The organism is Ruegeria sp. F11 (genome assembly GCF_056533855.1).
The window spans coordinates 267,667-289,062 of the sequence record NZ_JBQFOW010000004.1; the positions used below are offsets into that span (position 1 = coordinate 267,667).

17 protein-coding genes are annotated in these 21,396 nt (G+C 57.0%); 6 read left to right on the top strand and 11 right to left on the bottom strand.

The window, feature by feature from the left end; all coding sequences use genetic code 11:
• Positions 1-37: 37 nt before the first annotated feature.
• The 5 genes from ACR0NJ_RS07440 to ACR0NJ_RS07460 form a co-directional block, all read right to left on the bottom strand.
• A complete protein-coding gene (locus ACR0NJ_RS07440; protein WP_480816495.1) occupies positions 38-1,075 on the bottom strand; it encodes a glycosyltransferase family 4 protein in 1,038 nt (345 codons plus the stop codon).
• Positions 1,075-1,974 (bottom strand): lysylphosphatidylglycerol synthase transmembrane domain-containing protein, encoded by a 900-nt coding sequence (locus ACR0NJ_RS07445; RefSeq protein WP_480816496.1) that lies wholly within the window; start codon positions 1,972-1,974, stop codon positions 1,075-1,077. The genes ACR0NJ_RS07440 and ACR0NJ_RS07445 overlap by 1 nt, the downstream gene beginning before the upstream one ends.
• Positions 1,971-3,506 carry a sulfatase-like hydrolase/transferase gene (locus ACR0NJ_RS07450; protein ID WP_480816497.1) on the bottom strand — a complete coding sequence of 512 codons (1,536 nt, stop codon included), beginning with the start codon at positions 3,504-3,506 and terminating at the stop codon, positions 1,971-1,973. Before ACR0NJ_RS07450 ends, ACR0NJ_RS07445 begins: the two co-directional genes overlap by 4 nt.
• 74 nt (positions 3,507-3,580) lie before the next feature.
• Positions 3,581-4,327 (bottom strand): CDP-alcohol phosphatidyltransferase family protein, encoded by a 747-nt coding sequence (locus tag ACR0NJ_RS07455; protein ID WP_480816498.1) that lies wholly within the window; start codon positions 4,325-4,327, stop codon positions 3,581-3,583.
• 75 nt (positions 4,328-4,402) lie between these two features.
• Positions 4,403-5,137 (bottom strand): endonuclease/exonuclease/phosphatase family protein, encoded by a 735-nt coding sequence (locus tag ACR0NJ_RS07460; RefSeq protein WP_480816499.1) that lies wholly within the window; start codon positions 5,135-5,137, stop codon positions 4,403-4,405.
• An 85-nt stretch (positions 5,138-5,222) separates the two neighbouring features.
• On the opposite strand from ACR0NJ_RS07460, the gene ACR0NJ_RS07465 reads away from it, so the two are divergent.
• On the top strand, positions 5,223-5,807 hold the full coding sequence (locus ACR0NJ_RS07465; protein ID WP_480816500.1) for a YceI family protein: 585 nt from the start codon (positions 5,223-5,225) through the stop codon (positions 5,805-5,807).
• Between the two features lie 182 nt (positions 5,808-5,989).
• Here the strand turns inward: ACR0NJ_RS07465 and ACR0NJ_RS07470 are convergent, their stop codons facing one another.
• Together ACR0NJ_RS07470 and ACR0NJ_RS07475 are read right to left on the bottom strand one after the other, a co-directional pair.
• Positions 5,990-8,050, bottom strand: coding sequence for an adenylate/guanylate cyclase domain-containing protein (locus tag ACR0NJ_RS07470; RefSeq protein WP_480816501.1), 2,061 nt, complete (start codon positions 8,048-8,050; stop codon positions 5,990-5,992).
• 220 nt (positions 8,051-8,270) lie between these two features.
• On the bottom strand, positions 8,271-8,915 hold the full coding sequence (locus ACR0NJ_RS07475; protein WP_480816502.1) for a glutathione binding-like protein: 645 nt from the start codon (positions 8,913-8,915) through the stop codon (positions 8,271-8,273).
• 161 nt (positions 8,916-9,076) lie between these two features.
• Here ACR0NJ_RS07475 and ACR0NJ_RS07480 point away from each other — a divergent pair, with 161 nt between their 5' ends.
• Positions 9,077-10,213 carry an efflux RND transporter periplasmic adaptor subunit gene (locus tag ACR0NJ_RS07480; RefSeq protein WP_480816503.1) on the top strand — a complete coding sequence of 379 codons (1,137 nt, stop codon included), beginning with the start codon at positions 9,077-9,079 and terminating at the stop codon, positions 10,211-10,213.
• 8 nt (positions 10,214-10,221) lie between these two features.
• Positions 10,222-13,341 carry an efflux RND transporter permease subunit gene (locus ACR0NJ_RS07485; RefSeq protein WP_480816504.1) on the top strand — a complete coding sequence of 1,040 codons (3,120 nt, stop codon included), beginning with the start codon at positions 10,222-10,224 and terminating at the stop codon, positions 13,339-13,341.
• A gap of 537 nt (positions 13,342-13,878) precedes the next feature.
• On the opposite strand, the gene ACR0NJ_RS07490 is transcribed toward ACR0NJ_RS07485, so the two are convergent.
• From ACR0NJ_RS07490 to ACR0NJ_RS07505, 4 genes are all read right to left on the bottom strand, one after another.
• Complete coding sequence (locus tag ACR0NJ_RS07490; protein WP_480816505.1) at positions 13,879-14,592, bottom strand: carbohydrate ABC transporter permease; 714 nt, start codon at positions 14,590-14,592, stop codon at positions 13,879-13,881.
• A 184-nt stretch (positions 14,593-14,776) separates the two neighbouring features.
• Positions 14,777-15,688, bottom strand: coding sequence for a carbohydrate ABC transporter permease (locus ACR0NJ_RS07495; protein WP_480816506.1), 912 nt, complete (start codon positions 15,686-15,688; stop codon positions 14,777-14,779).
• Between the two features lie 63 nt (positions 15,689-15,751).
• A complete protein-coding gene (locus ACR0NJ_RS07500) occupies positions 15,752-17,029 on the bottom strand; it encodes an ABC transporter substrate-binding protein (RefSeq protein WP_480816507.1) in 1,278 nt (425 codons plus the stop codon).
• 28 nt (positions 17,030-17,057) lie between these two features.
• The gene (locus tag ACR0NJ_RS07505; protein WP_480816508.1) at positions 17,058-18,167 is read right to left on the bottom strand and encodes an ABC transporter ATP-binding protein; all 1,110 of its coding nucleotides are present in this window, start codon (positions 18,165-18,167) and stop codon (positions 17,058-17,060) included.
• 202 nt (positions 18,168-18,369) lie between these two features.
• Here ACR0NJ_RS07505 and ACR0NJ_RS07510 point away from each other — a divergent pair, with 202 nt between their 5' ends.
• The 3 genes from ACR0NJ_RS07510 (at position 18,370) to ACR0NJ_RS07520 (ending at position 21,237) form a co-directional block, all read left to right on the top strand.
• On the top strand, positions 18,370-19,023 hold the full coding sequence (locus ACR0NJ_RS07510; RefSeq protein ID WP_480816509.1) for a GntR family transcriptional regulator: 654 nt from the start codon (positions 18,370-18,372) through the stop codon (positions 19,021-19,023).
• Positions 19,024-19,032: 9 nt separating this feature from the next.
• Positions 19,033-20,193 (top strand): mandelate racemase/muconate lactonizing enzyme family protein, encoded by a 1,161-nt coding sequence (locus ACR0NJ_RS07515; RefSeq protein ID WP_480816510.1) that lies wholly within the window; start codon positions 19,033-19,035, stop codon positions 20,191-20,193.
• A 207-nt stretch (positions 20,194-20,400) separates the two neighbouring features.
• Complete coding sequence (locus ACR0NJ_RS07520) at positions 20,401-21,237, top strand: DUF2189 domain-containing protein (protein WP_480816511.1); 837 nt, start codon at positions 20,401-20,403, stop codon at positions 21,235-21,237.
• Positions 21,238-21,396 lie beyond the last annotated feature (159 nt).

Here is a 21,396-nt window from a genome sequence, read left to right on the forward strand (position 1 = left end):
AGTTCATTGCAGGGGAATGGGAGTGTAAAAGGGCGACTCATCGGGCAACCTTTGTGATCACATCTATGAAAGCCTGCGTGGTGTCATGCCAGGTCGGCAACTTCGCGGCCCTCTGTTCCGAGGCCCGCGCAGCCTGAGCCAGTAGATCGGGATGTTCCAGAAGGTTGCGTAATTCTGCGGCAAAGGCTTCGGGTCGGTCCGGGGGCACCAGACAACCCGCATCGCCAACCGTGTCCGGAACTGCACCAACCGCGCAGGAGACTACGGGCAACCCGTGCAACATCGCCTCGCTCAGGACCATTCCGTAGCCTTCGTACCGCGTGGCCAAGGCAAAGATACTGGCGCGCCGATAGGCACCCTCGATCGCGGCGGCATCCACTTCGCCCGCCAGATGGACACGGTGCCCGAGGTCTGCGTTGTTGATCCGTTCCCGCAAAGCAGCCGTGTAGTCAGGATCTTGTGGTCGGCCTATGATTTCAGCTTGCCAGGGCAGATCGGCAATTTGCTCCAACGCCGCGATCAGCACGTCATGCCCTTTGCGCAGGGCCAGCAATCCAACGCTCAGGATAAGAGGCGGTGAAACGGGCGCGGGTATGGTCTGTGGACGGTTGAAGCCGGGATGGGCCACAGTTATGCGATCCGAAGAGACCCCGAAATCAGCCGAAAGCGTCCGAGCGATATGGGTGCTGGTCACGATGACATGCGCGGTATGCTGCAGAACGGCAGCCTCATTGCGGATCAACTCCGCCGCCCGTGCCGGGGGCACACCGGTTTCAAGGCCAAGCGGATGGTGAACAAGCGCGATGACCGGCGCGTCGATGTTGGCAACCCCGTCGGGGGGCATCGCGCCCAGAGCCAGGCCATCTACGATGATCGGGGCAGAGCCCGGAACGGATTGCAGAGCATCCAAAGCGGTTTCCATATCCCCGGGCGGTGCGTCCGGAAAGCTGCCAGGCAATTGCAGATGTTTGGTCGCACATCCGGTCTTGTTCAGCAAAGCCAGCACCGTTGCGTCATAGATATAACCTCCGGTGCGCTGATCCTTGTCTCCGGGTATCGCAAAAACTGCGTTCATTATGCTTTTTCCAATGATCTGGTTTCTAAAGAAGACTCTGTTCGAACGAACATAAAACCAAAGGCGGGGAAAGCGGCCAGTAGCATGACCGCACCGTAGCAGATGCCCATGGCGATCCCGGCCTCGGCCGAAGCGCCCGCCAATGGCAAGAGGGCAGCCGCGGCGCCTTCTCTCCACCCCCACCCCGCGATTGAGAGCGGGATGAGCATCGCGCAAAGGACCAGAGGCAGGATCGTAAAACAGGCCTCAAGGGGTAATACGGTGCCGATCGCCCGCGCACAGGCATAAAGGCCAAAGATCAACAGGGCAGTCGCCGTCACCGCATGTAACACGATATCTGGCCGGGCCAAAAGGCCAAGGCTGAATCGTGTGAATCTTGCGGTCACTCTTGCCTTTGCAAACCACACGATGGCGCTTGTCGCAAGGATCAGGCCGGCGCCCAGAATCCATCCTGTGGCATTGGGCCACTGAATTCCCCCGGGCAAGATTAGCGCGGCGCTCAGGCCGACGACGAGGATCATCAGCAGGGCAGTCTGCCCCAGAAGCCGTTCCGCCAGCACGGATTGGGCGGCGCGTTTCAAGTCGCCGTGGTGTCGCGCTCGAATGGCGCGGCTGACATCTCCGACAACACCGCCGGGCAGGATCGAGTTGGCGAGCAGGGAAATATAGTACTCCCTCAGCGCTCTAAAGTAGCTGATGTCCAACGCAAGGGCGTGCGCCGTGATCTGCCACCGGCGCGCCATGGACAACGTGCTGCAACTGAGCGCCAGAACGGCAATTGCGATCCAGACGGGATCGGCATCGCGCAAACGTAACCAGACATCTACGGCCGCGCAGTACCACAGCAAGCCGCCCAAGAGCGCAAGCGATCCGAGTAGCCGTAGCACGCGTCCGGTCATTGCCCCGCCTCCGCCAGTTGGGCAGAAGAGGTGAACGCTGCAAGGAAATCATCCCGGAAGGAATCCATACGACGCACCGGTCCGTCTGCCTGCGGCACTATCCCATTTGTCCACCCCCAGTGGTTGATATGCGACAGCACCTCGGGCGGGCCGATCACGTGGACGGGGACATCCCGATTGTCACTGCCAGCCACAAATCCGGCGGCTTGATGATCCCCTGCTACAATGACGAGGGGGGCTTGCGGGCCCAGATTGGCGACGTGGGAAAATACGACCTGCAGGCTGTAGTCGACCGAACGTCGATAGGCGTCGCGCACCGCGTCCCGATCCTTCCACAATTCACGCGGCGACGGGCCCTGTTCGGCCATCGGGTTGAATACGGTTCCATCCCCCACATCCTTCCAAGGGACCATATGTGGCACCGGCGTCCATGGCGCGTGTGACGAGATCAGAGCCACCTGAACAAAGTCAGGCCTTGGATCAGGGGGTAACAGGTCGGGATATGCCGCAAGCGTAAACTGATCGGGCATCGTCACCCAGTTGAATCGCTTGCCCTGATAAGGAATGTCTGCTGCTGCAAAAACATGGTCGAACCCCATCGCGCTGCTTTCTGGCCACGCCAGTGTGATGGCTGGCATGATCGCTGACGTGCGGTACCCGGCATCCTGCGCGTAATGGAACAACCACTTGCGACCGCTTGCGATCATCGCGTTGTACCGACCGTTGTCCGAGGCCCACAAGCCCGTGGCCAGCGTGCCATGTGCCAACCAGCTTTCGCCGCCCGCCGTGGGGGAGGTCAGCCAGACGCTTTTGATGGACATTCCGGTCTGCGCAAGGGCCGCCTCGGCCTGCAGCAGGGTTCTCTTATGCGTTTCCGAATACAATGGGTTGTCGAAGCTAGCGCGTCCGTAGCTTTCGATCCACACGAGCAGCACATCGCGACCTTGCAACCGGTCCAGCAAGCCTTGGGCCTGTCTCATCGGATCCGATTGCGCATCGTTCCGGAACTGGGCAAGGTCCGCCGCAGTCGCTCGCATTTCGGTGCCTCGTTTATAGACAAGGCGTGAGGTCCAGGCGGTACCGGGTGGGCTGCGTTCAAAGCGCCACTGGTTGAGGTGATGCCCGGTATCGGCCACGGCCCACGCGCCCGTGACCAGAAGGCCTGCTGCTGCGGCGGCCTTGACCCAGCTGGAGGTTGGCAGAGAGCTCCACGCCGTCAGCGCCGCCCGCAGCGAGACGAAAAGAAGGATCACAAGGACACACGCGACAAGCGCCAGGGCAATTGCCAGAGGCTGGCCGATACTGTCCTGCAACAATCCAAACCCGGCATCGACAAGGAACGTGTCAACAATCGGATTAAACGTCCGGTTATACGCCGTGAATGTTGCGTAGTCCGCCAGTTTCAAAAGGGTTGCGACGACCAGAAGCAGGGCCAGGCCTGTCGCCAGACCCCGGACCCTGCCCCGTGTGATCATAAGCAGCAGGATCACGGGCAATTCCAGCGGCCAGCGCTGCAGGGCAGACCAGTTCATCGTTCCGGGGTGATTGGGCAGAACCAGAATGCAAAAGATTAAGCCGGCACCGAGGCAGAGAGATAGCCACATCCTCATGAGGCGCGGCGCAGCAGCCAGTGGATATCGACCCCGAAGGAATAGCACAACGCAATCGACGCGCCGATCGATAGCGGTGCGATCAGCATGACCGGTGTCAGCGGGCACACCAGTATCAGCAAGGCGGCGATCTGCACCACGCAGATGACCTTGCGCCGGAACGAAGGCGGAAGATCCCTGCGCAATTTCGGCAGTGCCCATCCGGCTAAGACAAACGCGTAGCGGGCAAAGCCGAGGATCAACACCTCGGCCTGCGTGGTTCCCGACAGCATCAGCCAAAGCGCCAGAGTGGCCCCCAGCGCGGCGTCCGTTTCCATGTCGAACCGCGCGCCGAAATCCGATTGCAGCCCTGAGCGGCGCGCAAGCCATCCGTCCAGCCCGTCCATCGCAAACGCAATCACGCCGATGCAGAAGACCAGCCAAACAGGGACAGCATCCGGTGCAAACAAGATGCCGAACAACAAAGCGACCAGAGCGACCCGAAACAGCGTGACGGTGTTGCACAATCCCAGCACATCATAGGGATATCGATTGGCAAGACCCCAACCGGCCGCCGCCGACGCTGCAAAGAAGGCTGCCAGAGCCCACAGCGCTGATGGCAAAATCCACATGGCGACAAGCGCCAGCCCCAGAGCGATCAGAACAGTCTGACCTGCAAAGACGAACAGGGGGGACAGCGGGCCGTCGAAGTGATGCGCCTTTGTCGCGGAGTATTGAGTTTGGGCTTTGGATCGGACTGACATAACTTCTTGTAAACTAGCGCGGGTTTTTGATGTGGCTAATGTAATAACAACCGGTGCGCTCGATTATTCAGGTGATCACGAAACCGTTACCTTGGCAATCAAGGGCAAATGGTCGGACGCCATGCGCAGATTTGATGTGTTGCAGGCCGCGGCGTTGGATATCGCATCCTGACGATCCGTTAGAATCCGGTCCAGCGGCAGGGTGGGGCGTTTTGCCGGGAAGGTGGCGCGCGCTGGTCCCCAAAAGGGCTGCCCGACAAGGCGCGGATGAAACATCAAACCACCCCAGGGTCGCCATTCGTTGAAATCCCCCAGCAAAATGTTTTTCATTTTGGGGCGGCGGCGCAGGTATTGCCCGATGATACGCATCTGTATGATCCGCAAAGGTTGAAACAGGGACAAATGGGTCGAAAGGATGCGGACCGGAATGCCGTCACACCGTGCCTCGACAACCACGGCACCGCGATGACAATGACCTGGAAGATCAAGAACGTCCCTATGGGTTACCTCGTATCGCGGGTTTAGAAACAGGATTGTCCCTAAAAAACCGTCGCTTTCGGGCCCCCACCGCATCCTCGGCTCCCGGTTCTGGTACGACAAGCCGGTGTCGGCTGTGATCCGGTCCATGTTCAGAGTGCGCGCATGCGGGCGGCATTCACCATCGGCTTCTTGCAACGCCAAAACATCCAGCCCGAGCGGAGCCAGATCTTGGGCAATGGCCTGATGGATACGGTCAGGATCGACAAGCCCGTCGCCCCCTTTGGCGCGGTGAATATTCCATGTTGCGCAGATCAATCGGGTCGGGCTCATGGTGTTTGCTTTATCGGCGCGGTTTGCGGACTATATCAGAGTTTCGACACAGTCACTTAGTTCAACGACCTGTAAGGGGCCAGCCATGCGCAATCTTGCTTTGGGATTTCTGATCGCAACCACTCCACTTGCTGCTGCTGCCGAAATGGCCAGTTACGAACTGGACCCCGATCACACCACGGTGTTCTTTACTGTGGATCACGTCGGATATGCCAAGACACTGGGTGTTTTCGGCACGGTCGAGGGTACGTTCGACTATGATGCCGAGACTCAGGAGCTGGCGAATGTGCGCGTGTCAATTGATGCCAACAGCGTCGATACCTTTCACGATGCGCGCAATGGGCACGTAAAGAACAAGGATTTTCTGAACGTACCTAATTTTCCCGAAATCACCTTTGTGGCAAGTTCGGGAACCGCACAGACCGAAAACGCGGGCACGGTTACTGGTGATCTGACGATTTTGGGGGTCACCCGGCCAGTGACGCTGAACGTGACGCTGAACAAGGCGGATGCCTATCCGTTCGGGCATAAACGCTTTGTGCTTGGTCTTTCAATTGATGCGGTTGTCCAACGTAGCGATTTTGGCATGACCTATGCCGTCGACAATGGATTGGTCGGCGATCGCGTGGATATCAGCATTGAAACAGAAGCCATGCAGGTCGGGTCCTGAACTGAGCTTGTTTCATGGTGCCAGAGCGACGCAAAAGACGTGTTTCGATCTGGTTGACCCCATCGTTCGGCCTCAGCGGTTCGGTCAACTGCAAACCGCATCTCGTAATTGCTGCGTTGGGCAGGGTCCCTTCTTAGGTGCCGGAATACACGTGGCGCAGGCGCGGGTCGCCTGAACCCAAGCTATCGCTTCTTGTCTGTATTCGTGACCGCGTGCCAATTGTCTGATGGAGGGCTGTCCAACAGGTCCTGGGCGCGAGACATCATTACGACTGAGGCGGGATCACCGTTTCGGGCCCGGTCGGCGGCTTCAAATGCGGCAATAGCCTTGTCGAAACGACCGGCCCGGTAGTGTGCAAGGCCTTGTTCGTAGCTCTGAATCCAGTCCAGCGACCCGTGGAAACCATCCGCCATCGCAACCAGTTCATATACCACCAATTCTTCGGTGCGCCCGAATACCGTTAGCGTATCCAACTCGCGCGCGACGATTTTATCGGCCGCCTGGCGTCTAGTTTCCGGGCCAATCAGAATCAGCGTGCCATAGTCCTTGTTGGCCCCTTCCAACCGGCTGGCCACGTTGACCACATCGCCGATCGCTGTGTAGTTCAACCGTTGCTCTGACCCGATATTGCCAACCAGCGCCTCGCCGCTGTTCAGTCCGATCCTGACATGCAGGGGATTGCCATCGTCGTCTTTGATCCCGGCCTCTTTCACGGCGGCGACAAGGTCGAGCGCAGCGCGGCAGGCGTTTTGGGCGTGGTCGACATCTTTGCGCGGCGCACCCCAAAACGCCATCACAGCGTCACCCATGAATTTGTCGATCGTTCCACCGTTCTGCGCGATGGCTTCGGACGCTTCGTTGAAAAAAGGCTCCATAAGCTGGACAATCTTCGGGCCAAGTTTCTCGGACAGTCCGGTGAATCCGGTGACATCGCAGAACAACACGGAAATCTGTTTCATGTCTCCGCCCGGCTGGGTCTTGATGCCCTCGGCGACCAGCATGCGCACCAGATCAGTGGGCACATACTTTCGAAAAGCCGACAGACCCGCAGCCATGCTCGCGGTCGCGGCAGAGAGGTTGGCAAGTTCGGACAGTTTCGAGGGCCTGCGCGATATGCGCTCAACATCAAAACGCTCGATTTTGCTCAGGTCTTCGGCAATGTATGCCAGCGGCTGTGCGATGACTTTGCGGACCAGCCAGATTGCCATTCCGGTCGCGACCACAACCACTCCGATCAAAATATAGAGCAGGTTGATCAGGGTCTTGTCGATGCCGGACAGAAAGGCGGATTCTGGAATGACTGTGGCGACGCGCCAGCCATAGAACCCCAAAGGTGTCAGGGCCACGGCGTAAGGCACGCCGTCGATGACGACGCGATTTGTCAAAGTGCCCGGTGCGTTCGTGCCGGGGGCACCCAGCAGGTTTTCCCCTGCGATCATGGCGACCTCATAAAGTTCGCCTTCGCCCATACGGGCCGGTGTAACCTCATCCGCCTGGGCATCCGGTACGGCAATCACTTTGCCATCGGCGTCCAGGATGAATGCGGCCCCGAATTCGCCCGGCGCAAGGGTCGCCAGAAAGCGCGAGAGGCGGTCGGTTTCGATCGCAACCGCAAGAACGCCTTGCCGCCTTCGGTTGACATCTATGGGACCGGCATATGTGTAGACAGTCTTTTCGCTTCCCGGCAGGTCGCGCGCTTCGATCCAGCCTGTGGATTCGAGGCCCATGAAGTTCTCAAACCAGGCATGTTCGCGCGGGTCATAAGTTGTTTCGGTAAAACTCCGCTCTTCGAACTGGATGTCACCGGGAATGAATATGTAGCGATCCTTTCGCAACTGCCGGTCGCGGATATTCTTGTCGATTTCGATCATCTCAAGCCCGCCATCGCCCAAACGGTGCGACGCGAAAAAATTCCCATCCGGCCAGCCGAAGAAAATCCACGAAATATTTGGTTGCGCCTGCAATTGCGACAAAAACACGAACTCTCGCTTGTCGGCTTGCCGCGTCGCGATGACGTTCTGGACAAAGATCGTACGCACGGCGGCCCAGGCGGCCTCGGCTGATCGGAGCGTTACGCCCACTTCGATGCGGACCGTGTTCGCAATTTGGCTGTTGATTTCAGCCGCAAGCATGCGGCTGTTGTCGCGCGCTGTTGTCCACCACAGGGAATGGACAATAATGGTTGATACGCCGATGGAAATGGCAACCAGTATTGATACGGCGATGCCTACGCTAATTCGCATCAAAGCTCCGCAAGTAGGGACAGGTGGCTCAGTATTGAATTGAGACAGCCCAGAGAGCAAAGCCTAGTTTGCCATAGCGTTGAAATCTCACGCAACTGTTAGGTGAAGCGATCTGTACCGCTTGTGAAACAGGCACCCGAGCCGATTTTGCGAAACATAGCACGGATTTTGTTACATTGGCGATTGCAACACAGTCTAAGACACTGCGCCCGGCTTCAGGTTACGCCGCAAAAAGGTTCTGACATATATCTCGATCCAACTGCCTGTCTTCGTCGATCAAAGCCCCAATGGCGCGCCGTCCCAAAACACGCTCGCGATAAGCGTCGAGATTCGGGAACTTGGTGTGATCGACCTGCGCATAACCGGACAGGACAAAGAACCAGGCCAGATAGGCATCGGCGGCTGAAAACCTGTCGCCCAGAAGATAGTTCCGGTCCGTCAGATAGCTATCCAGCAGCTCAAAGCGCGACGGCATCAGGCCCCGTACACGGTCTTTCACCTCGTTCGTTGCTTCTTGATAAAAGACGACGCGAAACAGACCCTTGTGCAGTTCGGTCGCGCAAAAGGCCAACCAGCGCAGCATCTGGAAATAGGCGGGATCAGACGGCGCGATCCGGAAGCCTGGGTTGGTGGACTGCGATTGAATCCAAGTTAGGACGGTCGAGGTTTCGGTCAGTTTCGTGCCGTCCTCAAGCTGCAGAACGGCAACCTGACCCAGCGGATTTATATCGTACAGCGAGCCTCCGGCCTGTGTTTTTTTGGTGGTCAGGTTCACCAGCGCAAGATTCAGATCAACTGCCCCTTCAGCTGCGGCGAACCGGGCCGCCAATGAGCATGTGAGCGGCGCGTGATAGAGGGTTGTCATATGCGCCTCATTCCCTTTTGAAGGTTGTCAGTCTGGTCAGGCTCGTACGATTGCCGCCGCGCAGCTTTCGCACGACAGGCTTTCAACCCTAGCGCAAGCCGTGCAAGGACAACAGCCACATTAACGTTGCGCCGTTGCAGCGCGGCGTAAATAGTGATCCCATGAAACCTTATGCACAGAGCGTCGCGTACTGGATGAAACGGACCGGCTGGCTGCTTTGCATCCTCGCCGCAACAGCAATTGCGGGCATGGCCGTCGCGCAGTCACAAACGTCTTCCCCCCCCAGCGTGATCGTGGCGTCTGCTGCGATGCAGGATATCAAAAAGCAGGACGATTTCGTGGGTCGGGTGGTTGCCGATCAAAGCGTTGACCTGCAAGCCCGGGTTGAAGGCGTCCTTGAAGAAGTCAATTTCACCGAAGGTGGAATGGTGGCCAAGGATGACGTTCTGTTCAGGATCGAGAGGCGAACATACCAAGCCAGCGTGGCCAGAGCCGAGGCGGAGCTAAAAAGCGCGCAAGCCGCAGCGCAACGCGACAAGACGGCACTGGAACGACAGCAGGCCCTTTTTGAGAAAGGCGACATCTCGCAGTCGGTCCTGGACGCGGCACGTGCCACCTATGCCGAAGGTCAAGCTGCGGTTGATGAGGCTGAGGCCAATCTGAACATTGCCCGGATCAATCTGGATTATACTGACATAGTCAGCCCTTTGGACGGACGTATCGGATTGTCGACGGTGGATGCCGGAAATATCGTCAATTCGGACAGCGGCGTTTTGGCGACGGTCACAAGCATCGATCCGATGTTGGTCAGCTTTTTTGTCAGCGAACCGGTCTTGCTGCAAGAACGCCGCAACGGTTCGATCACTCCGCAAGGTATCAAGCTGAAAACCCGGATCACTCTGGCCGATGGGCAAAGATACTCTGCGGAAGGCCAGGTCACTTTTGTCGGTGACTCGGTCGGGCAAGACACAGATACGATTGAATTGAGAGCCACATTCCCGAACCCCGACGGTCTTTTGATCCCGGGCCAACTTGTCACTGTTGGCCTTATTGGTTCCGATGACAACAAGGTGCTGACAGTGCCGCGTAACGCGGTGCAATTTGACAAGCAGGGATATTTTGTTTTCGCGGTCGATGACAAGAACACCGTTCACCGCAAGAATATCGAGATCGGCCTTCAGACCGCCACCACAACGCAGGTCACCTCAGGGATCAAAGAGGGCGACCGGGTGGTTGTGCAGGGCTTGCAGAAGATTCACGACGGATTGGTCGTAAAACCGGTTGATAGCCAGGGATAGGAACGGGCTTGATCTCTCATTACTTTATAGACCGACCGCATTTTGCTGCCGTCATCGCGATTCTGATGGTGTTGTTCGGGGCGGTATGTGTCCGGTTGATGCCGATTTCAGAATATCCCGATATTACGCCAACGCAGATTTACGTAACCGCCAGCTATCCGGGGGCCGATGCGCAGGTCATTCAGGAATCGGTTGCAACGCCCATTGAGGAACGCGTCAACGGCATCGAGGGTATGCTCTACATGCGGTCCAAAAGTTCGAACGATGGTCAGTATGACCTGAGTGTGTCGTTCGAGTTGGGTACAGATCCAAATGTTGCCGCGGTCGAGGTGCAGAACCGGATCGCTTTGGCAAGCTCGGAACTGCCGCCGATTGTGCTGCAGCAGGGCATCGAAGTTACAAAACAATCCGGCAATATGATCGTGGTGATCAACCTGACCTCGCCCGATGGATCACGGGATGAGTTGTATCTGAGCAATTACGCTGCCGATTTTCTGCACGACCCTCTGCAACGTCTGCCCGGGGTTGGCGGCGTCTCGCAGTTCGGCCAGTTGGAATACAGTATGCGGGTCTGGATCAACCCTGTACGCATGGCAGCGTTGAACATCACGGCGGCCGAAATCGCCGAGGCGATAAGAAACCAGAACGTGATTGCTGCGGCAGGGCAGGTTGGCGCCCCTCCGTTTGGGGACGCGCGCACAGACTTTCAGTTCAAGTTGCGCGCCGAGGGTCTGCTGCGCGATGCCGAGGCGTTCGGACGGATTATAATCGCGACCGGCGACAACGGATCGGTCACGCGGCTTGAGGATGTGGCCCGGATCGAACTGGGATCGGCCACCTATTCAGGATCGTCCCAGTTGAACGGTCAGGACACTGCAGCGATTGCCGTGCATCAGGAAAGCACGGCCAATGCGCTGGAAATCTCGGACCGCATCCAAGCGTTGCTGCAAGAGATGTCGCCAAAGTTCCCGCAGGGCGTTTCCTACAAGATCACCTATGACGTTACGGACGCCGTCAGGGTATCAATCGCGGATATCCTCAGGACGCTCGCGCTGACCGCCGGTCTGGTGATTGCAGTGACCTTCTTCTTTCTGGCCAGTTTTCGCGCAACCCTTGTGCCCGCAATCGCGGTTCCGGTGTCTCTGCTGGGGGCGGTTGCACTAATCTATGCCATTGGATTCAGCGCCAACATGATCACTTTGTTTGCGCTGGTGCTGGCGATCACCCTGGTTGTGGATGATGCAATCATCATCATCGAAAACGCCGAGCGCATTCTGAAAGAGGAAAATCTGGAACCGCGCGCGGCCACGCTGAAAGCGATGTCGCAGGTGAACCGGCCGATTGTGGCAACCACTTTCGTTCTGGCTGCGGTGTTCGTGCCGGTTTGCTTCTTTCCTGGCGTGACCGGGACCATCTATTTTCAATTCGCGGCGACCATTATTTTTGCTTTTGTCCTGTCCGCCGTAAACGCACTGACGCTGGCCCCGGTTTTGTGTGCGATGGTTCTGAAATCCGGAACCAAACCCATCGGGCCGTTAAGGTTCGTCCCTGCAGCCGTTGGGTGGATCAGGCGTTTGTACATGCGTCTTGTCGCATTGATGTTGCGCTACATTATTCTGTCGCTGCTGGTTTTCGCGGCTTGCGTCGCAGCAACCGTCTATCTTTTCAAGACGGTTCCCACTGGCCTGATTCCGCAGGAAGACAACGGCGTTCTGCTGGCTTCGATGCAATTGCCGGATGGGGCATCATTGCAACGGACGCAAAGGTTCATGTCGAAAGCTGGCGAGGTGATAGAAAAAGTGCCCGGCGTGGACACGGTGACCACGGTATCCGGCGCAAGCATGTTGGCCGGGGGCAGGTCCAATGCGGGCATGGCGATTGTCACCCTTTCCCCTTGGGACCAGCGGACAAGCCCGGATCTGCAGTGGCATGCCATCATGAAAAATCTGGACAGGCAATTGGCTGCTTTGCCCGAGGCCGAAAGCTATGTCTTTCCCTTCCCGACCATTCACGGGCTGGGCTCGACCGGAGGTATCTCGGTCGAATTGCTGGATCTTCAGCAGGACGACGGCAGCAATTTGGGCTCCGTGATGAATGCACTCGTAACCGCGCTGAACGCCGCGCCCGAATTTGTCCGCGCGCATGGCAGTTTTTCGGGTCAGACACCGCAATATCGCTTGTCGGTAGACCGAGACCGGGCCGAGACGCTGGGCGTCAGTGTTTCTGATATCTTCACCGCCTTGCAGGCCAACCTCAGTTCCTACTTCGTCGATAATTTCATTCTGTCCGAGCGGGTCTATTGGGTCATCATCTCTGCAGACGCACAGTTTCGGCAGACGTTGAGCGCTGTAGACAACATCTATGTCAAAAACACCGCCGGTGAGTCGTTGCCCCTGCGCAACTTTGTCAGTAGTGAGCCGGTTCTGGCGCCGGACTCCATCCCACGTTACAACCTCATAACGGCGGCCTCGGTCAGTGCGCAACTGGCGGATAATGTCAGTTCGGGCGCGGGGATTGAAGCTGTGCAGCGGATTGCAGACCAAACGCTGCCGGACGGTTTTCGGATAGAATGGTCCGGCGTAACCCAGCAAGAAGTGAAGTCGAAAAACCTGGTGCCCTATATCATGCTGTCGGCGCTGATCCTGGCTTATCTGTTTCTGGTGGTGCTGTATGAAAGCTGGGTCCTGCCTTTCGCGATCATCACCTCAGCCGTCTTTGCCTTGCTGGGCGCGCTTATTCCACTGGCGTTCTATCCGTTTCTGACCAGCAACATCTTTGCGCAGGTCGGGATGGTTCTGCTGATCGGTCTTGCGGCCAAGAAAGCCATTATGGTTGTTGAATTTGCAAACCAGGAACGTCTGTCCGGGGTCAGCATCAAGGACGCAGCCCTGAAAGCTGCTGAGATCCGCTTTCGCCCTGTCACCATGACAGGTCTGTGCTTTATCATCGGTGTTCTGCCGCTGGTCCTGGCCAGTGGGGCCGGTGCTGCAGCCCGGACGTCTATCGGTTATCCGGTCCTGTTTGGAATGATCGTTGACAGTACACTTGGCCTGCTGATGATCCCGGTGCTGTACACGGCGTTTCAGTCACTTAGGGAATATCTCGTGCGTCTGGGAAACAGGGCATAGCCCCATCATCATGGGTATCGGTAAGGCCCGTGGCGCGGGTTGCGACGGTTCCATAATGTCTATGTCCGATAGTCTTGCAACATCGTACAGTGTGGGGGGTTTGACACAGCGGTTTGATGATGTGGTTCTTTCGTTAAACTAGAAGGAAGCACTACGGGACAAAATTGCTTAAGGCAGTCTCGACGCACACCATGCGAACCCACATACAACGATAACGCGCCGCTCATTTCGGAAATCACTTGTCCTCATTGGACCTTCTTTGAAGAAATAGAGCTCCACTCAGACATGGTGAAGATATGCGAAATGCGAGATCGCTCTTCTGACGCGTTACAGACTATTTACGCTGGTGGAGCTCCGCCGAATACCACTTTTTTGAAGATGACATGTTTATCGGAAACTTGAACCAGAGCGAATTCAAAGGCCTCGGTCTTGATCTTGTTGGTAAGCGGAAGGGTCAGCCAAGTTCCGCCAAACAAGTTAGATGGAAAGACGGGTTCCTGGTTCAGGCGCTAAAATGCGTCTGACATTGATGAAACGTCACCCTTTCTCGGCACCTGCATTGAGGCCGGATCTTACGTATTTCTGTGAGACGAGGAAGACCAGAATAATGGGCAGCACCACCAGAATTGCGGCCTGAATGGCCTCTGGTTGGCCAACGGGCAGGTTGTTTGCAGCCTCTTGCGGATTCAGCGCGCCGGACGAGTTGATCAGCGTTGTCAGCCCGACGGGAAGGTTTTGCTTGTCGTCATCCGAGATCAGTACGAAGGCCAGAAAGTAGTTGTTCCAGTTGTTGACGAAACTGAAAAATGCCACCAACGCCAGCAGGGGTTTTGCCAGCGGTAACGCCATATGAATGAAACACTGGAAGTGGCCACACCCGTCGATCCGCGCGCTTTCTACGACACTTTTGGGCAGTGACGTCGTGTAGTAAATATAAGACAGGTAGACACCGAAGGGAAAAAAAGACGACGCAAGGATCAGGCCCAGATACGTGTTCGTCAGGCCCAGCATCGTCATCTCTAGAAAGATCGGAAGGATGATCGCCTGCGATGGCGTGATCATCGCCACCAACGTCATGATGAGGATCATCTTGCGACCGCGGAACTCCGACATTGCCAACGCATATCCGGCCGGGACGCAGGACACGAGGGTCAGTGTCACGCTGCCAACCGTGTAAATGACCGAGTTCGCAGCCCAGGTCAGCATCTGGAAATCGTTGTAGCCCGCCAGGTTCAGAAAAGTCTCTTTCATTGCCGCGAAGCTGCCCAGGGCAAGGGGCGGGTCCGATATCAGAGAGCTTTCGGATCGAGTTCCTGCGATGAACAACCAAAGCAGTGGCAAGCCGTAAACGACAACAAAAAAGGCCAGAATCGACCAGATCACAAAGGAGCTCAGGCGCAGTTTGTTTTTTGGAAGTAACGTATCCATGACGGGCCTAGTCGATTTTGTAGAAACGGGTGGCGAAGATCAGCGTGAAGGCGATGATCAGGGGCAGGACCAGCGACAAAGTGCTGATCGCGGCGGCGACACCGAAATCGCCAAAGCGAAAGGCATAGAAATAAGCCAACTGCGTGACCGACCAGTCAGGCTTGTCGAATTGACCACCTGCCAGGGACATCAGATGCGGTTCGACGAAAATCTGCATACCAACCGCCAGTGTCATGATTGCCATCAGCGTGATCGTCTTTGAGATCATGGGGATCTTGATACGCGTAGCCATTTGCCAGGGGTTCGCTCCGTCGATCCGCGCGGCCTCGAGGATGTCGCGCGAAAGGCCGGACAATGCGCCGCCCAGTACCACGATCCAGCCACCGGAATTCCCCAGGAACCCCATCAGCGCAAATATCCAGACCTCACCCAGGCCGCTGATCGTGCTTTGCCGGTTGTCCCAACCGACCGCCTCGAACACAAAACCGAAGGGTGAGACCAGCGGATCCAGAAGGAACAGCCACAACACCACGACAGCTGATGACGCAATCGCGCCGGGCATGAAATAGACCGAACGGATCACTGCGGCGGGACGCTCGGATAAGGTGTCCAGCAGCAGCGCCAGCAGCGTGACACCGATCACCATCATCGACACCCAGATGACAACATACTGCAATACATTCCAGATGGCGGGCACGAGGCGGTAGTCGTTCAGAGCTTCGCGATAGTTGGTCAGGCCCCAGAACACGTTCTCGAACGTGTCAAAAAAGCTGAGCCCGAACGCGTAAAGGACAGGGAAAACCGCAAACATCACCATCAGCGCCAGATAGGGAAGCAACAGGACGTAAGACACCAAAGTCTGTCGGCGCGCCGCTCTCCGCTTGCGGTTCTCTCGCTCGGTTTCTGTGAGTGATGACATGGTCGCCCAGCCTGTTGCGATGGACGCGCCGCAGGCTCCGGCCCGCGGCGCGCTTCGTTTTGTTTAGTCGGTGACGACCTTGTAGCCCGCCAACTGCGCGGCGTTCACAAACTCTTCCTGCAGTTGTGGCAGCAAGGATTCAAAGGTAGCACCGCTGGCCAAATCGTTGACCACTGCCTTGGTGAAACTGGCGCGGGTGTCCAGCCGCAGCGAGGCATAGCCGGGATGCCCGAAAGCGGCGGCGTCAACCATGGTGCCGAACGAGCCGTCGGTGGCGTAGTAACCAGAGCCGTCAAACGCCTCGCCCCACTCGACCGAGGCGGGCTGATAAGCTGGCATAGTGACAGCGGTGCGGTTCACGTCTGCATCCGTCGTGACGAATTTCAGCAGATCGATGACCTCGTCCGGGTGCTCGGTGTCTTTCCAGCCGCCCCAGACGCCGCCGCCCCAGCTCCAGATCAGCGGGTCGTCCTGTGCTGCCCATTTCGGGGTCATTGCGACACCAGTCATGCCATCGGTGAATTCGTAGCGACGTTTGATGATGAATTCACCAAACCAAGTCGGACCGGGGATCATCAGAAGCTTGTTGGATTTCGCCAGTTCCAGGAACTCTGGATCGAATGGGGCGACACGCGCCAATGCGCCCGAGGCCAGCATCCGGTCTACCAATTGTGCGGCCTCAACGCATTGCGGGGCCGTGGCATTGATCTTCAGGGTTTCAGGGTCATCCGCCAGCGGAACTGCCAGTTCGCACCCGTTGGAATAGAGGAAATTCATCAGCGGTATATGCATGGCAGCGGCACCAGAGACGATACCGGAGCCATCGGCGGCAGCAGCGGTGCCAACGGCTTCATATTCTTCCCAAGTGGTCGGGACGTTCAGCCCGAGCTCCTGCATCAGAGGTGCGTTGTACCACAGCATGAAATGAGCCACATCGTTGCGCAGGCAGATCAACGACCCGTTGGCCTTTTCGCAGGGGGCAAGCGACGTGGGATAGAACCCATCCACTGTGTCCTGATCCACCTTGTCCGAAAGCTCCATCAGGTAGTTCGCGCGCCGGGTCGAAAGTTGGGCGGCGAAATTGACGTCTTGCATGAATATCGCATCCGGAACACCTTCGCCGGACCGCAGGGCCAGCTGTAATTTGGCCACCATTTCGTTGCGGGCAATCGAGACGAACTCGACGTCGATGTCGTCTCTGGCTTCGTCAAAGGCCTGAAAGAACGGCTCGCGGACAGGATCGCCCCAAACCAGAAGCTTGACCTTGTCCTGAGCGAAACTGCTGGTCGCGCACAGCACGGCAGCGCATCCGAACGCTAGTGTTTTTATAGTTTTCTTCATCCCAATTCCTCCCTCTTGGGGTGTCTGTTTATGGCTTGGCCGGCGAGCACCGGTTTCCCTGCGGATTGAAAACATCGATCCGATCTGCGGAAACCGTCAGAGTGACAGTCGTATCCGTCTGAATCTTGCGTTTCTGAAAAGTCTGAACTGTCAGGTTCGTCCCCAGCCCCGCGTTGACATAGGCGTAGGTGATGTTGCCCAGCCTGTCCGCGATTTCGACGGTTCCGCGCAGGTTCAGGACGTTGTCCTGGTCGTTATCTGCGTCGGCAATGTGAAGTTCTTCGGGGCGAATGCCCAAATCAATCTTGTCACCCTCAGAAAGGCCGGAGGCCGTCAGGGTGATCTGGGCATCCGGAAGCCCGTCGATCCGGGCCACTACGCTGTCGCCCACGGACGACAGAACGGTAGCGGCAAGAAAGTTGATTTTGGGCGAGCCGATGAACCCTGCCACAAATTTGTTCGTTGGCGCATTATACAAATCGTCAGGTGTGCCGATCTGCTGCACCTCGCCGTAGTCCAGCGCAACGATGCGGTCGGCCAATGTCATCGCTTCGGTCTGGTCATGGGTTACATATATCATCGTGGCCCCGATTTCACGGTGCAGAGTCTCGATCTCCAACCGCATCTGAGTGCGAAGGGCAGCGTCGAGGTTCGACAATGGCTCATCAAACAGGAACACCTTGGGCTTGCGTACAATCGCGCGGCCAATTGCGACGCGTTGGCGTTGCCCACCGGACAATTGCGCAGGCGACCGGTCCAGAAGCTCATCCAGATGCAGGATACGGGCCGCTTCCATCACGCGCTCATGCACCTCGGTTTTGGGCATTTTTGCAAGACGAAGGTTGAAGGCGATGTTGCCGTAGACGTCCATATGCGGATAAAGCGCATAGTTCTGAAATACCATGGCGATTCCGCGATCAGAGGGCTCGTCGTAAGTGACATCCTGGCCTTCGATCTCAATGACACCGTCCGTCACCGATTCAAGACCTGCAATCATGCGTAGAAGTGTGGATTTTCCACTGCCGGACGGGCCCACAAACACGACAAACTCGCCCGTGTCGATTTCAAGGTCCACGCCGTCGAACAGGTCGACGGTCCCATAGGACTTTTTGATATCCGACAAAGTCACCTGAGCCATGTTTCAGGCCGCCTCCCACGCTTAAATTCAATCCGCCAACCCTGTCACGGAAGGTATCGACTTGAGCGGAGCCTAAAACGTAAAACTATTTATAGCAACTTTAAAAATATTTAAAAATGCATTTGAAAGATTGACTGCATGTTTTAAGTCGGTGATTATTGGGTAATTCTGATGACGGATCAGCCCGGAGCGCCGCGAGGCAATGAAAATCACGCAAAAATCCCAAGATCTGGAAAGGTTCGTGCAGGCCATCCTGTCCGAGGATATCAAGGTGGGTGAGGTCATCCGCCAGGCGGAACTGTGCGAGATTCTGGGCACCTCGATGTCACCCTTGCGTGAGTTGCTGGTGCTGCTGGAAGAATTGGATCTGGTCGAGGTCAAGCCGCGCGCCGGGTTCAAAATCATCTACCCGGATTTCGATTTCATGCGTGAAAACATGCAGTTTCGGGTGATGATCGAAAACCATGCAGTCGGGTTTTTTCTTGAGGTTGTCACAGACGAATGGATTGAAGATCAGATCGCGCGCCATATCGAGGCATTGAAAGGTCTGGAAACCACCGAAGACCTGACAGAACACAATGCCTTCATTCTGGATTTCGACCGCGACTTTCACCGCACAATCGTGGCTTCGATGGGGAACAAGGCGATCGCCAAGGTGCATGAATATACGCAAACCAAACTGCGTATAGCGCGGCAGGTACATCGCCGGGTGCCGCCGAGACGGATTAACGTCACCGCGATGCAGGATCATCTGACCATTCTGGATGCGCTGAAATCCCGTGATCTTGCGGCCGTTCAAAAGGCATTGGATGCGCATTTTACGACTTCGGCCCGCAATACTCTGGTCGGTTATTAGGACAACGACATGACCCCTTCAGACCCCGACCCAATTACGATTGACCGTGTGCAGGCATTTGCCGTATCGGCGCGTCCGCCGGTCGGTCCTGAATCCTCGCTGGGTACGATGCCCGTGCGCAACGGTCTGTTGATTGCGTTGACTGACCGGGATGGTGTGACCGGTTGGGGAGAGATCTGGTGCAACTTCCCGCCCCGGGGCAATCTGGCGCGGCAGAACCTGATGCAAGACGTGATTGCTCCGCATCTGATCGGGGCGCGGTTTGAAGCTTACTCGGATTGTCGTGAGGTCCTTGAAAGCGACCTTGCGCGGATGGTCATTCATACCGGGGAATACGGACCTTTTGCCCATTGCATGTCGGGTATCGATACGGCGATGGCCGATATTGCCGCGCGGCGACGGGGCGTTCCGCTATGCGCGCTTTTGTCGACCAACACGCCTGCGTCCGTTCCCGTCTATGCCAGCACTCCGAACCTGGCGGACATGGGAAATTCCTTGGAAGAAATCATCAGTGACGGGCACAGGGGTGTAAAACTGAAGATTGGCCATGGGCTGGCCAAGGATTGCGAAATTCTCCGGGATGTGCGTTCGATTGCCCGGGATCGGTTGAAAATCATGGTGGATGCCAACCAGAACTGGTCGGTCCCGGATGCGATCGAAACCGTGACGGCGCTTTCAGATGCCGGGCTTGGGTTTGTCGAGGAACCGCTGCGCGCAGATGCCCCGCTCAGCGATTGGGCCGAGTTGGCGCAAGCCGTGGATGTACCCATTGCCGGAGGTGAGAATATCACATCTCTGACCCGGTTTCAGGAGTTCATGGGCGCGGGCAAACTGGGCGTGGTTCAACCCGACGTCGCCAAATGGGGCGGAGTCAGCGGCAGTTACGCCGTTGGGCAACATGCGGCTAAATCTGGTGCCACATGTACGATGCACTACATGGGAACCGGGCTTGGTCTGGCAGCATCGGTTCACGTTCTAGCCGCCGTGGGTGGCGAGGGGTTGGTGGAACTGGACGCAAATCCCAACCCCTTAAGAACTGAACTGGGGGAAATCGACCTGACGGTTTCAGAGGGCCGGGTTGCCGTTCCGCATGGCCCTGGCGTCGGTTTCGTTCCGGACCCCGCTGCGATCAAGACCTTGTTGGTTGGCAGTTTTGATATGTCGCGCTGACGGGCTTTCAGCCGCTGCCGGAGCGCATCTCAAACTCTGGTTGCCGCGTCTGTTTCCTCACTACCGTCCAGCAACTCGACTGCTGTACTCCGCCCTTGCCCTTATGCCTTAGCTGCTGCAGACTTATACACAGAAGGGATGTCTATTTCGCCGCCGAGTCTGGTGGCAGACGAACCAGCGCGGGCCATCCTTTAGGAGGAGTGTGTCATGACATCCAAAACCGCAGGTTCGACACCACCAGATAATCTGACACCGCAGCGGGCCGTGCCCAAGGTCAACAAGGTGACTGCTGATGATATCTCCGCGTCGCTGAAGGCAGGGTTCTCCGACTTTCTGGCACGCCCTGTCATGAGCGGTTTCTTCGGCCTGTTCTACGCTGTTTTTGGACTGCTGTTTGTCTGGAGCCTGATCTGGCTCGGTAAGATCTGGATGATCATTCCTGCTATCGTGGGCTTTCCGCTGGTGGCACCTTTCGCGGCTGCCGGGCTGTATGACATATCCCGACGGTTACAGAAGAACGAGTGTTTCGGCTGGTCCGAAATCCTCACCGTCATGGCCGATCAGCGCAAGCGCGAAATGGGCTGGATGGCCTTTGTCACCCTGTTCATTTTTTGGGTGTGGATATACCAGATCCGGCTCTGGCTGGCGATTATCCTGCAGAACGCGTCGTTCTCGGATTTCGACGGGTTCCTGAACGCCGTGTTCTTCACGCCGCAGGGCTGGACCTTCCTGTTTATTGGCACCTGCGTCGGCGCTTGTCTGTCAGCGGCCCTGTTCACGGTGACGGTCGTCGCTATGCCCATGCTGCTGGACCGGGAAACCAACTTCGTATCTGCCATGCTGACCTCGATCCGGGTCGTCACGGAAAACCTGGTGGTCATGCTCAGTTGGGCGGCGATTATCTCGGTCACCATGCTGTTGTCGCTGGTTCCGGCGTTTCTGGGCCTGATCTTCACCCTGCCGATCCTTGGTCACGCCACATGGCATCTCTATCAACGAGCCGTGCCACCGGCAGAGGAAGAGCCTGCACAGCCGCCTTCCTGAGTTGTTGCGGCCTCAATCAGAAAGTTTGGCTCAATTCCAACCTTTGCCAAAAGGTGCCATCAAGGCCTGCCGCCTAGGTGGGATTTGATCAGAGCCCGAAATAACAGTGCGTTAACGCATCTCGCATATCTTGGATCTGTTGCCTCAAACAGAGTACAA